General features: G+C 65.8%; 11 protein-coding genes and 1 tRNA gene. 7 read left to right on the top strand and 5 right to left on the bottom strand.

From position 1 onward, the window contains the following. Together C5B85_RS02790 and hutI are read left to right on the top strand one after the other, a co-directional pair. Nucleotides 1-1,344 carry a formimidoylglutamate deiminase gene (locus C5B85_RS02790; protein ID WP_258070549.1) on the top strand — a complete coding sequence of 448 codons (1,344 nt, stop codon included), beginning with the start codon at nt 1-3 and terminating at the stop codon, nt 1,342-1,344. Beyond that, the gene (hutI, locus tag C5B85_RS02795) at nt 1,341-2,498 is read left to right on the top strand and encodes an imidazolonepropionase (RefSeq protein ID WP_104284522.1); all 1,158 of its coding nucleotides are present in this window, start codon (nt 1,341-1,343) and stop codon (nt 2,496-2,498) included. The genes C5B85_RS02790 and hutI overlap by 4 nt, the downstream gene beginning before the upstream one ends. Nucleotides 2,499-2,529: 31 nt before the next feature. Here hutI and C5B85_RS02800 read toward each other — a convergent pair whose 3' ends face one another. Together C5B85_RS02800 and def are read right to left on the bottom strand one after the other, a co-directional pair. Beyond that, nucleotides 2,530-2,808 (bottom strand): hypothetical protein, encoded by a 279-nt coding sequence (locus C5B85_RS02800; protein WP_104284523.1) that lies wholly within the window; start codon nt 2,806-2,808, stop codon nt 2,530-2,532. 41 nt (nt 2,809-2,849) lie between these two features. Continuing rightward, complete coding sequence (gene def / locus C5B85_RS02805; RefSeq protein WP_104284524.1) at nt 2,850-3,425, bottom strand: peptide deformylase; 576 nt, start codon at nt 3,423-3,425, stop codon at nt 2,850-2,852. A 65-nt stretch (nt 3,426-3,490) separates the two neighbouring features. Here def and C5B85_RS02810 point away from each other — a divergent pair, with 65 nt between their 5' ends. Next, nucleotides 3,491-4,501: a DMT family transporter gene (locus C5B85_RS02810; protein WP_104284525.1), complete on the top strand. Its 1,011-nt coding sequence runs from the start codon at nt 3,491-3,493 to the stop codon at nt 4,499-4,501. 120 nt (nt 4,502-4,621) lie between these two features. After that, the gene (locus C5B85_RS02815; protein WP_258070550.1) at nt 4,622-5,875 is read left to right on the top strand and encodes a glycosyltransferase; all 1,254 of its coding nucleotides are present in this window, start codon (nt 4,622-4,624) and stop codon (nt 5,873-5,875) included. 21 nt (nt 5,876-5,896) lie between these two features. Here the strand turns inward: C5B85_RS02815 and map are convergent, their stop codons facing one another. Beyond that, nucleotides 5,897-6,679, bottom strand: a complete 783-nt coding sequence (gene map / locus C5B85_RS02820) for a type I methionyl aminopeptidase (RefSeq protein ID WP_104284526.1) — start codon at nt 6,677-6,679, stop codon at nt 5,897-5,899. A 76-nt stretch (nt 6,680-6,755) separates the two neighbouring features. Here map and C5B85_RS02825 point away from each other — a divergent pair, with 76 nt between their 5' ends. Beyond that, entirely contained in the window at nt 6,756-7,049 is a 294-nt protein-coding gene (locus C5B85_RS02825) for a helix-turn-helix domain-containing protein (protein ID WP_104284527.1), read from the top strand. A 6-nt stretch (nt 7,050-7,055) separates the two neighbouring features. On the opposite strand, the gene C5B85_RS02830 is transcribed toward C5B85_RS02825, so the two are convergent. Both C5B85_RS02830 and C5B85_RS02835 read right to left on the bottom strand, forming a co-directional pair. Continuing rightward, nucleotides 7,056-7,400: a thiamine-binding protein gene (locus tag C5B85_RS02830; protein ID WP_104284528.1), complete on the bottom strand. Its 345-nt coding sequence runs from the start codon at nt 7,398-7,400 to the stop codon at nt 7,056-7,058. Between the two features lie 50 nt (nt 7,401-7,450). After that, nucleotides 7,451-7,525: transfer RNA gene (locus C5B85_RS02835), tRNA-Ile, on the bottom strand. Nucleotides 7,526-7,652: 127 nt separating this feature from the next. Between C5B85_RS02835 and C5B85_RS02840 the strand changes: the two genes are divergently transcribed. Both C5B85_RS02840 and C5B85_RS02845 read left to right on the top strand, forming a co-directional pair. Then, nucleotides 7,653-8,261, top strand: a complete 609-nt coding sequence (locus C5B85_RS02840; protein ID WP_219819324.1) for a ScbR family autoregulator-binding transcription factor — start codon at nt 7,653-7,655, stop codon at nt 8,259-8,261. A gap of 197 nt (nt 8,262-8,458) precedes the next feature. Then, entirely contained in the window at nt 8,459-12,181 is a 3,723-nt protein-coding gene (locus C5B85_RS02845) for an efflux RND transporter permease subunit (RefSeq protein ID WP_104284781.1), read from the top strand. Nucleotides 12,182-12,204 lie beyond the last annotated feature (23 nt).

Genomic DNA, 12,204 nt, shown 5'->3' on the forward strand with positions numbered 1-12,204 from the left:
GTGAGCGCCGAATGGATCTGGATCGACACGCTCGTGCGTGGTGGACACACGCTTCGGTCCGTTCGGCTCCGGAACGAGACAGGCATGGTCGCCGAGGAGCAGTTGGGCGTACCCGCTTGCGAGGGCGATCTCGTGCTCGGCACTGTCTTCCCGGCCTTCGGCAACGCCCACTCGCACGTCTTCCACAGGTTGCTGCGCGGGCGCACGCACGCGGACGGTGGCACCTTCTGGTCGTGGCGAGAGAAAATGTACGCCTTGGCCGGCAGCCTCACGCCTCCCGCTTTCGAGAGCATCGCCGCAGCCAGCTTCACCGAGATGGTGGCAAGCGGATGGGGCGCCGTCGGCGAGTTCCACTATGTCCACCACCGCGTCGATGGCGCGCCCTACCCCGACCACGACATGGAGCTCGCGCTCGCACGCGCTGCGGCGACTGCGGGCATCCGCCTCACGTTGCTCGACACCTGCTACCTCACCGGTTCGATCGGCAAGGGACTCGCGCCGGAGCAGCTGAGGTTCGGCGACGGGGGTGCCGCCCGCTGGCTCGAGCGGTGGTTCAGGCTGCGCGAACGCTTCGCTGACGAGTACCCGGAGCTTGTGCTCGGCGCCGCCATCCACTCGGTGCGAGCGGTGCCAGCGACGGCTATCGCAGAGATCGCTCGCGCCCTGCCCGCCGAAGTGCCACTGCACATCCACCTGTCAGAGCAGGTCGCGGAGAACGAGCAGAGCTTGGCCGCCTACGGGCGGACCCCGACCGCGGTGCTCGCCGAGGCTGGTGCCCTCTCTGGTCGCCTGAGCGTCGTGCATGCGACGCACTTGAGCGACGGGGACATCGTGTTGCTCGGCGAAGCAGGCGTGCACGCGGTCTTCTGCCCGACCACCGAAGCTGATCTCGGCGACGGCCTCGGCCCGGCCTCAGAACTCTTTGCAGCCGGTGCGCGGCTGGCAGTTGGCTCCGATCAGAACGCCGTTCTCGACCCGTTGCTCGAGCTGCGTGGCCTCGAAGCGGGGGAGCGGTTGCGCTCGCAGACACGAGGCAGGTTCTCACCCGAACAGCTACTGGACATCGGCACACGGGTCGGATATTCCTCGCTCGGGCTGCAAGCGCCTGGTCTGATTGGCGGCCTCTGCGACCTCGTCGAAGTCGATGCGGCATCCGTGCGCACTGCAGGGTCGCTGCCAGAGCAGCTTCTGCTGACTGGAACCGCAAGCGATGTGATCCGTACGATCGTCGCCGGACGGGTTGTCTATGAACGAAGCAGGGACTCGGCGCGGCTCAGCAAGGCCGCGGTCGACCTTGCCCGCTTCGCCGCCGATCCAGCAGCCATGGCAGAGGAGAACTCATGAGCTCGACTGTCTTCACGAACATCGGGGAGCTCACGACAAACGGTGACGAAGGTGTGCTGCGTGATGCCGCCCTCGTCATCGTTGGGGACCGGGTCGATTGGGTCGGACCGAGCTCCCGGGCACCCGCGGCCGACAACAGCGTCGACGTCGACGGCCGCGCCGTGCTGCCTGGGTGGGTCGACTCGCACACCCACCTCGCATTCGCCGGAGACAGGTCCGCCGAGTTCGCTGCGCGCATGGCGGGAGAGGCGTACGCGGCCGGCGGCATCAAGGTGTCGGTGGAGCGCACCCGTGCGGCGAGCAGCGAGGAACTGCGACGGCTCATGGCCGGGCGTGTCCGCGAAGCGAACCTCGGGGGTACGACGTGGCTGGAGACGAAGACCGGATACGGGCTCGATGTCGAGACCGAAGAGCGATCGGCCCGCCTCGCGGCTGAGGTATCGCAGGACGTGACGTACCTCGGCGCCCATGTCGTGCCAGACGGCTGGGACGCCGATGACTACGTGGGGCTCGTCACGGGCAAGATGCTCGACGCCGTGCGCCCCCACGTGAACTGGATCGATGTGTTCTGTGAGCGGGGAGCATTCGATGAGGACCAGTCGCGAGCAGTACTGCAGGCCGGCCTCGAAGCGGGCCTTGGTCTGCGCGTGCACGGCAACCAGCTCGGCCCCGGTCCAGGGGTGAGGCTCGCCGTGGAGCTCGGCGCGGCCAGCGTCGACCACTGCAACTTCCTCGACACCGAAGACATCGATCGCCTCGGCGCGTCGACGACCGTTGCGACATTGCTGCCCGCCTGCGACCTGTCAACGCGGCAGCCGTTCCCGCCCGCGAGAGACCTGATCGATGCCGGTGCGACTATCGCTCTGGCCAGCAACTGCAACCCTGGCACGTCCTACACGACGTCGATGGCGTTCTGCGTGGCGACGGCCGTGCTGCAGATGCACATGACGGTGGAGGAGGCGGTCTGGTCGGCGACGATGGGCGGCGCTAGCGCCCTCCGCAGACACGAAGGAGATCTCCGGATCGGCGGCCTTGATGCGGGCTCCCGTGCGGACCTGCAGGTGCTCGACGCTCCATCGGTCACCCACCTGGCCTACAGGCCTGGCATGCAGCTCACGCACGCCGTCTGGCAGGCAGGCAACCGAATCGTGTGAAGATGGCGAACCAGACTGGGCCCCGAGGCGGTCACTCCCACCGGAGCACCAGCCGCCAGCCGTCCGGATCTCGCCGGAGGTCGTAGAGGCACGGCTCACCCTCATGCCCGTCTCGACTCGCGCTGACTCGCCAGAATTCGGTGTCGAGTCGAGACGGGTCGCCTTCGCCAGCCCACCAGCGCTGCTGAACCCTGCGGTAGAACGCCTGTGGCAAGCCGTGCACAACGTAGGCGAAGCGCTCCCACCAGAACACGGAGGGAAGCTCATCGATGAGTTCGACCTCGATGGGGTCGTCAAGCGCTGTGGTCATGTCGGAACCCTCGCAGTGGCCACCGACATTGACCGCCCGCGTCAGCCCTCGAGGTCGTCCACGCCCGGCAGCCAGCTCTTCCCCGGCCCACCCCAACTGCGCTTTCGCATGACCTTGAACGCATCCTTGTACCAGGGGTGCTCGAGCCGGTCGGCGTAGATGATGCCGTTGAGATGGTCGAACTCGTGCTGCAGGATGCGGGCGAACCAGCCCTCGGCTTCGATCTCGTACTGCTCCCCGTCGAGGTCCGTGGCGCGCAGCAGAGCGCGTTCGGATCGGCGCAGGGGGTAGCGTTCGCCCGGGAACGACAGGCAGCCCTCCGACTCGAGTTCGTCGTCGAGCTCGAGCAGCGACTCCGGCTCGGCCGGAGTGACGTACAACTCTGGGTTGATGGCCACGCCGCGGCGCTCTGTGCCGTCGGCCTCCTCGTAGGAGTAGACGAAGAGGCGCTTGCCGACGCCGATCTGGGGGCCTGCGAGGCCTACGCCTGGGGCCGCATCCATGGTCTCGAACATGTTCGCGACGAGCTCGCGAATCTCCTCCGTGATCTCGCCGACCGGTACCGCGGGTTCATGAAGGACGGGCTCGCCGTAGATGCGAATTGGGAGAGTTGTCATCCCATCAGCGTATCTTCGCGCCAACATCCCTTCACGACGCGCGCCGCACAATAGGATTGCCCATCATGACCATCGCACCCCTCAGTGATCTGGCAATGCTCCCAGGGCTCACTCCGGTCCAGATGATCGGCATCCCGCTCGCTCTGATCGGCGCTGTCTTCATGTCACTCGGTGCCATGTACCAGCATCGCGGTGTGAGCAAGGTAGAAGCGGCGAGTGGCACGAGCGGCGCAGCCGGACTGAACCTGAAGCACCTGTTCGCGTTGCTGAGTCGACCCTCCTGGGTCATCGGCACGGTCATGCTCGGGCTCGCCGTCGTCATGCAACTCGCCTCGTTCGTCTTCTCGCCCATCATCGTGGTGCAGCCGCTCGGAGTGGTCTCGCTGCTCCTGACCACGCTGCTGACAGCGCGGGCTATCAGGCAGCGACTCCCGAACGTGAAGATCTTCGCCGTGGCCCTTTGCATCATCGGCGTCGGCGCGTTCGTGACGGTCGCTGCGCTGTTCGCCAAGGAAAAGGCGATCTCCGACGAGCAGGTTGCAACCGTGCTTGTCCTCCTCGCGATCGTCGTCGTCGTGTTCGGCACCGGCTTTTTCCTGCTGCGCAAGCGATTCAAGGCGCTCATCTACGTGCTCGGAGCCGGCGTCATCTACGGCTTCGTCGCGACGCTCGCCAAGATCACGATCAACCGCATCCAGCACGACAACTTCGAATGGCTGACTCTCATCTGCCTTGTTGCGCTCCTCATCGCGACGGGCGTCGGCGGCTACTTCGTCCAGAACGCCTACGCCTCCGGCCCGCCAGACATGGTCATCGCAGGGCTGACGGTCATCGACCCGATCATCGCGGTCGCCATCGCCATCGCCGTCCTCGGCGAGGCGAGTGCAGCCCCCTGGTACGCGTTCGTGCTGTTCATCGCTTCTGGCGCGATCGCCGTCACGGGTGTGTTCGTGCTCGAGCGAGGACAGACGGATGCCGAAGTCGAAGCTGTTCGCCGGAACGCGGTCGAGGGTCGCGGATCGCTCGACACCGAGGGGCGTCGAAGCGACACCGAGGCGCGAGTCACCGAGCAATAGCAGTCATCCAGCGTGTGCTGAGGCCACGCCTCCGGACACGGCCAGTACCATGACGTGAGATTCCGCGAGCGACGGCCACAACCTGTCGCGAGCCCCAGACGAGATCGAGGTCACCACCCCGTGCCGAATGAAGGTCATTCAACAAGCACCACCGCCGTCGCAGCTGACGGCGAACGGCCGCTCAAGATTCTGATCGCGGGGGACACTTTCACGCCGAACGTCAACGGCGCCGCCAAGTTCACGGAGCACCTGGCATCCGGCATGGCCGCTCGAGGCCACGACGTGCACGTCATCGTGCCGGCCGCCAGCAGGCGCCACGGCACTTGGACGGAAGAATACGACGGGCAGAAGGTGACCGCGCACCGCCTCAGGTCTCATCGCTGGTGGGCACACGACTGGCTGCGCTACGCACCGCCGTGGCACATCCGAGCAGAATCGGAGCGTGTGGTCGACGAAGTCCGTCCCGACGTCGTGCACTTCCAGTCTGCCGTCATCATCGGCCGCGGTGTCGCGATCGAAGCCGAGAAGCGTGGCATTCGCATCATCGGCACAAACCACCTCATGATCGAGAACCTCGTCGACCACTCGCTGCTGCCACAGGCCCTCCGCGGTATCGCGGCGAGCATCTGGTGGAAGGATGCGCGCTCGACATTGGGCCGCGCATCCGCCATCACCACCCCGACGCGCCGCGCCGCTGACTTCCTCGAGGCGAACGGCGGCATCTCCGACGTGCTCGCGATCTCGTGTGGCATCCGAACCTCCGACTACACGTTCGACTTCTCGCCACGCGAGTCCAAGCGCATTCTCTTCGTGGGTCGAGTGACCGGAGAGAAGAAGATCGATGTGCTGCTCCGCGCCCTCACGCTCCTGCCGTCGGACGTGGGGCTCGACATCGTCGGTGGGGGAGACCAGAAGAAGAACCTGCAGTCGCTCGCCAAGCAGCTCGGGCTGGCGGATCGCGTGACGTTCCACGGCTACCTGAGCGATCAGGAGCTTCGCCGCATGTACACGCGCGCCTCCGTGTTCGCGATGCCCTCGATCGCTGAACTGCAGTCGATTGCGACAATGGAGGCCATGGCCTCCGGTCAGCCCGTCGTCGCGGCCGACGCGATGGCGCTGCCCCACCTCGTGCACGACGGCGAAAACGGCTTCCTTTTCGAGCCGAACAACGAGCGCGACCTCGCCGACAAGCTCTCGCAGGTCCTTGCGCTCTCAAGTTCCGAACGCGAGGAGATGGCCCGCGCGGGTCTCGACCTCGTGCGCATGCACGACATCGACCGCACGCTTGAGCTGTTCGAGCGGCTCTACCGGGGCGCATCCGTCAAGGAAGTCGCGCGCGATTCGGTCAACGAGCAGGACCACTCGCTCGACTGAGTCCGTCGCACGCCTCTGGCCTCAGCCGTTCTGATCGCCGGGCAGAGTCAGGATGCGTGCCCCGCCTTCCATGATGGCGATCGTGTGTTCAGTGTGGGCGGTCCTGCATCCGGTTGCGCTGCGCAGTGTCCAGCCGTCCTCGTCGGTCACGAGCCGGTTCGTGTCGGCCATGACCCACGGCTCGATCGCCAGCATCATCCCGGTGCGTAGACGCACGCCGCGGCCGGGACGACCGTCGTTCGCGACGTGCGGGTCCTGGTGCATCGTCGAGCCGATCCCGTGCCCGCCGAACTCCATGTTGATCTCGTACCCGGCTGACGAGAGGACGCTGCCGATGGCATGCGAGATGTCGCCAACGCGCGCACCGGGAACTGCGACGGCGATGGCGGCGGCAAGAGCGCGTTCGGTGACTTCGATGAGCGCTTCGTCGGCGGCATCACGAGACGAGCCCACGATGAAGCTGATGGCCGCGTCTGCGGCCACGCCGTTTTTCACGATCGCAAGATCGAGCGTGAGGAGGTCTCCGTCCGTGAGTCGGTAGTCGTGTGGCTTGCCGTGGAGGACGGCGTCGTTCACTCCGACGCAGATGTAGTGCCCGAACGGGCCTCTCCCGAACGACGGTTCGTAATCGACGTAGCACGAGGTTGCCCCAGCCTCCAGGATCAGCGTCTTCGCCCACTCATCGATCTCGAGCAGGTTCGTGCCGACCCTGATCTTCGCTTTCAGGTGCTGCAAGATCGTCCCGACGACCTGCCCGGTCACTGCTGCCCGTGCGAGCTCGGTCTCGTTGAGGATCTCGATCATGCGGCGCCTTTCGTCGTGAGGCCTCATATGCCCCAATAAGTATCCCGGTAAAGGTATACCGGATTAGTATTGGGACATGGTCAGACTTCCACTCAGCCCAGACGACATCGAGCGCGGGGAGCGCCTCGGAGCGTTCCTGCGGCGCGCGCGGGGCGATCGCCCCATGCTTCGGGTTGCGCTCGACGCGGGCGTGTCGCCAGAGACGCTTCGCAAGATCGAGTCGGGCCGGGTGGCGACGCCAGCATTCTCGACGATCGCGGCGATCGCCGGAGTCCTGTCGGTCTCGCTCGACGAGATCTGGTCGGCAATCAGCGAGTCGGAGGTCCGTGCGGGCTCAGCGACGGACCCCGGGATGCGCGCCGTCAGCTGAAGCTGTCTAGCTCGTCTGCGCCTCCCGCGCTTCGAGCGCGGCTTCCAGGCGCTCGACCTTGCCGTCGAGCTCGCCAGTGTGTCCTGGCCGGATGTCGGCTTTCAGAACCAGGGAGACACGGCTCCCGAACTGGCCCACAGCCTCCGTCGCTGCTTTGACGACGGCGAACACTTCGTCCCACTCACCCTCGATGGTTGTGAACATCGAGTCGGTGCGGTTGGGGAGCCCGGATGCGCGCACGACGGCGACCGCGGCGGCGACGGCGTTGTGGAGTGACGCGTCGCCCTCTCCCGGAGAAGGGGCTGACGGGCTTGGAGTTCCGCTGGGGGCGACGGAGAAGGCAACGATCATGCCCACCATCGTGCCACGCCGTCACGCGGTCGTCCTGCTGTGTTCAGAAGTAGGGCGGGTGGGACTCGAACCCACGCATCGTCCAGTTATGAGCCGGATGCCTTAACCAGCTTGGCTACCGCCCCAAGCGCTGTCGATTCTAGCCAGATTTCACTCCCGTGTGCGGCGGACGGACTTGTGAACACGGGCAGGTCTAGACTTGGGCCCCACAAGCGGGGTCGACGTCGATTCCGTATGCACGAAAAGCAGGGGATGATGAAGCGAGCTGAACAGCGAGCGCAGACGAGGCAGGCGCTTCTCGAAGCGGCTTCGCTCGAGTTCGAGGCCAACGGCTACGCCGCGACGGTTCTCAGTGATATTTCCGACCGTCTTGGCATGACCAAGGGCACGGTCTACTTCCACTTCCCGACGAAGGCCTTGCTTGCCCAGGCCGTCACCGCGAACTGGTCGGTGATGTGGGAGGAGGAGATCGCCGCCTCTCGCGAGCGAGGGCTCTCGCTTGACGAGCTCGAGTCGCTCATGATCCGGATCGCGGAGCGCTTTCAGTCTGACGCGCTCATCCGCGCGACTATCAGGCTCGTTCGCGAACGTGAACTGATCGAGGAGGAGCTTCCTCGCCCCTTCGATCATTGGCTCGATGTGACGAAAGAGGCGCTCCAGGCCTCTCGCGAATCTGGTGTGCTGCGCGACGACATCGATGTGGATGCGGCGGCCTGGCAGATCCTGGCGAACCTGGTGGGCATTCAGCTGCTCATCGATGACCTGAACGACGGTCGGAGTATCGCGGATCGTGTCAGGGAGATGTGGGCGGTCCACAGGGTCACCCTCGCTACCCCGGGGCGCTCAGTCACACAATCCTGACTCGCCGCATCCCCCATTACCAGAGGGGCGGTGCCTGCGTTGCGCGCATTCCTGTCTTCGGCCAAAGATCAGTCTCAGGTAGGGCATGAGAGGCGAGGAACCCGTCCTTTCGGGTGATTCCAAGGTTCGTCCTCGGCGACAGGATTGAGTGGCGCCAGGTCATCGCTCGGCGTCGTGTCGCGTCGAAAGGTCCCTCTGTGTCTGTGCTCACCCGTCTGAGTCTCAAGTATCGAATTCTGATCGGTCTGCTCACCGCGGCGATCGCAGCGGCGGGGATCATCTCGACGGCGCAGCTCAAGCAGGAGCTCATGCCGTCGATGGAGATCCCGCAGGGCTTCGTGACCGCAACTCTCGACGGTGCGTCTCCAGACGTCATGGTCTCCGAGGTCACAGAGCCGATCGAGAACGCCCTTCGAGCGGTCTCGGAGGTGCAGTCGGTGACTTCCACGACTTCCGAGGGGTTCGCGCAGATCGTCGTCGCTTGGAGCTTCGATGCCGACAAGTCGCAGGTCGAGGCCGACCTCCGTGCCGCGGTCGAGTCCACCGAAGCCACGCGTCCTGACTCGTCGACCGCTGAGCTCATGACGTTCTCGCTCGACGCGCTGCCTGTCTTGACTCTCGGCGCGTCGTCCGACGCCGACACCGCCGCGCTCTCGAAGACGCTCACGGACACCGTGGTGCCCGCGCTCTCGCAGGTCGACGGTGTGCAGAACGTTCAGGTTTCCGGTGCCCGCGAGGAACGCGTCGAGATCAGCCTGCGCCAGGCCGACGTCGACGCGCTGAAGATCGACACCTCGATGATCGAGCCGACGCTCACCGCGGCCGGCCTGGTGCTGCCGGCCGGCGACGTCACGGGAGGCAGCGGCGAGATCTCCGTGCAGGTCGGCTCGCAACTCGACACGCTCGACGCCCTCCGCGCGCTGCCCTTCACGACGGAGGACTCCACGGTTCTGCTCTCGCAGTTCGCGGATGTCGACCTCAAGGAAGTCCCTGCGACGTCCATCTCCCGCGTCAATGGTGCGGAAACGCTGACGCTCAGCATCACGAAGGCCACGGACGCGAGCACTGTCTCCGTCGCGCACGGTGTCACGGAGAAGCTGGCCGAGATCACGCCGACACTCCCGTCGAACGTGGTGTTCACCGAGATCGAGAACCAGGCTCCCTACATCGAGCAGTCCATCCACGATCTGTCGGTCGAGGGTGGACTTGGCCTCATCTTCGCGGTCCTCGTCATCTTCCTCTTCCTCGCTTCGTTCCGTTCGACGATCGTCGCAGCGATCTCCATCCCGATGTCGCTGCTCATCACGATGGTCGGCCTGAACCTGGGCGAGTACTCGCTCAACATCTTGACGCTCGGTGCGCTGACGATCGCCGTCGGGCGAGTGGTCGACGACTCGATCGTGGTCATCGAGAACATCAAGCGACGCCAGGGTTCCGGTGCGCTGACCATCGAGGGCATCGTCGGTTCCGTCGGGCAGGTCGCGGGCGCCATTACGGCATCGACGCTCACGACCGTCGCTGTGTTCCTTCCTATCGCGTTTGTCGGCGACATCGTCGGGCAGCTTTTCCGCCCCTTCGCGGTGACCGTCTCGATCGCGTTGATCGCGTCCCTGGTCGTTGCCCTCACGATCGTGCCGGTCTTCGCGTACTGGATGCTGCGCCGTCCGTCCAAGCCCATGAAGCGTGAGCGCTTCATCAGAGCGCGTGCGGCACAGGCTGCCTGGGCGGCTCGCCAGGAGGACTCCGCCGAGCGTCGGTGGGTCCGTCAGGCCGAAAAGCTCGAGGCGAAGAACGCGAAGCGGGAGCAACGCGGGAAGTCGCTCCTGCCGGTCCCTGCGTCCGCATCCGGAGTTGTGCATGCGAGTGGCGACGGCGAAGAGGGCTCGCCTTACGACGGCCTGCAGCGCGCGTTCGTCCCGATTCTGGATGCAACGCTGCGGCACCCGCGTCGCACGATCGCCGCGGCGCTCGCGCTCCTCCTGCTGACGGGAGTTGGGGCGACCGCGCTTCGAAGCGACTTCCTCGGCAGCATGGGTGACGAGACGATCCTCGTCGAGCAGAAGCTCGCTCAGGGGACCACCATCGAGCAGAGCCTGGCGAGTGCGGAGAAGCTCGAGGCAGTGCTCTCGACGAAAGACAGTGTCGAGACGTTCGTGAGCTCTATCGGAGCGAGCGGGGCCAGCGCCTTCGGTGGTGGCGGGGGAGACACCTCGATCACCGTCATCCCAGTCGAGGGAGAGGATGCAGAGGCCGTCGCCAACGGCCTTCGTGCGGACTTCGGCGGGCTCAGCGACGTGGGCGAGGTGACCGTCACGACGGCGGCATCGTCAGCGTTGGCGAGCGACGTCCAGCTTGCGATTCAGGGCAACGACGCGGATGCACTCAACCAGGCAGCGACGCAGCTCAGCGATGCGGTCAAGGACCTCCCGGGGGTCACTGCCGTCACCAACGATCTCAGCACTGGCGGCAACGTCGTTGTCGTCGATGTCGATCGCAGCAAGGCTGCTGGCTTCGGTTACACGCAGGCCACGGTCGGTCAGGCCGTCTCCGCCGCGCTCACCGGAACGCCGCTCGGATCGGTGCGGCTCGAAGGCGTTGACCGCGACATCGTGATCGCACCGACGCAGGGCCCGGTGGCACTCGACCAGCTTGCGCTCATGCAGCTGCCGGTCACCGCCGTCCAGCAGCAGCGTGCCATCCAGGACGCTACGGATGCGTTCGCCGATGAGCAGGAGGCGAAGGCCGAGGAGCAGCAGGCCGAAGCCGTCGAGCAGATGCAGGAGACGGTCAACGACGCGGTCGAGGCGCGAGACACGGTCTCGTCGCAGCTGTCCGAGCTGCAGACCCAACTGGCCTCCCTCCAGAGTGCCCCGCTGACGCCCACCGTTCCGGACGCAGGTTCGGGCATGACTCCCGAGCAGGCAGCACAGGCTGAACGGGATGCCCAGATCGCTGCCCTCACCGACGCGATCACTCAGGCAGAGTCGGGCATCGAGCAGGCAAACGCCGGTGTCGACGCGGCTGTGAAGGCTCAGGAGGATATGGCAGCGCAGACGCTTGAGGCGGAGGAGACGCAGGCCAGGCAGGAGGGTCTCGCCGATACGCAGGCGACTCCGATCCGTCTTGGTGACATCGCGGCGGTCCGCGAGGAGGCCACGCCGAGCGCGATCACACGCAACGACGGTGCCCGTCAGGTCACCGTCTCGATCACACCAGCCGAGGGGCAGCTCGGAACCGTGACCCAGTCCGTGTACGCAGCGACCGACGGCCTTGCATTGCCCGCCGGAGTGACGTTTGTTGTCGGCGGTGCCTCCGCTGACCAGAACGAGTCATTCGAACAGCTCGGCATGGCAATGCTGCTCGCTATAGTCCTGGTGTTCCTCATCATGGTGGCGACGTTCCGCAGCCTCATGCAACCGCTCATCCTGCTCGTCTCCGTGCCGTTCGCTGCGACGGGCGCAGTCGCACTGCTGCTCCTGACGGACACGCCGCTCGGACTGCCCTCGCTCATCGGCCTGCTGATGCTGATCGGAATCGTGGTCACCAACGCGATCGTGCTGATCGACCTCATCAACCACATCCGAGAACGGGGCGCGAGCGTGCACGATGCGATCGTGCACGGCACGAGACTGCGCCTGCGACCCATCCTCATGACGGCCGCCGCGACGATCTTCGCGCTTGTGCCGATGTCGCTCGGCCTGACCGGCGGCGGCGTTTTCATCTCCAAGCCGCTTGCCATCGTCGTGATCGGCGGTCTGATCAGCTCGACGCTCCTCACGCTTGTGCTCGTGCCCGTCCTCTACTCGAGCGTGGAACGGCGCGCCGACCGTCGGGCCGCGAAGCGAGCGGCGCGGGCCGACAAGAAGTCGGAGGCCGCGGCGCGGAAGAAGGCGCTGGCCGCGTCACCCGCGGCCAGTTGACCCTGACGGCGTCGCGCGTGAGC

It is taken from the genome of Pseudoclavibacter sp. AY1F1 (genome assembly GCF_002931075.1).
Lineage (GTDB): Bacteria > Actinomycetota > Actinomycetes > Actinomycetales > Microbacteriaceae > Pseudoclavibacter.

Bases quoted from the DNA above. Each gene is read 5' to 3' on its own strand.
- C5B85_RS02825 (WP_104284527.1), top strand. From the start codon at position 6,756: ATGGTCAGACTTCCACTCAGCCCAGACGACATCGAGCGCGGGGAGCGC.
- C5B85_RS02800 (WP_104284523.1), bottom strand. From the start codon at position 2,808: ATGACCACAGCGCTTGACGACCCCATCGAGGTCGAACTCATCGATGAG.
- def (WP_104284524.1), bottom strand. From the start codon at position 3,425: ATGACAACTCTCCCAATTCGCATCTACGGCGAGCCCGTCCTTCATGAA.
- hutI (WP_104284522.1), top strand. From the start codon at position 1,341: ATGAGCTCGACTGTCTTCACGAACATCGGGGAGCTCACGACAAACGGT.
- C5B85_RS02840 (WP_219819324.1), top strand. From the start codon at position 7,653: ATGATGAAGCGAGCTGAACAGCGAGCGCAGACGAGGCAGGCGCTTCTC.
- map (WP_104284526.1), bottom strand. From the start codon at position 6,679: ATGATCGAGATCCTCAACGAGACCGAGCTCGCACGGGCAGCAGTGACC.
- C5B85_RS02810 (WP_104284525.1), top strand. From the start codon at position 3,491: ATGACCATCGCACCCCTCAGTGATCTGGCAATGCTCCCAGGGCTCACT.
- C5B85_RS02830 (WP_104284528.1), bottom strand. From the start codon at position 7,400: ATGATCGTTGCCTTCTCCGTCGCCCCCAGCGGAACTCCAAGCCCGTCA.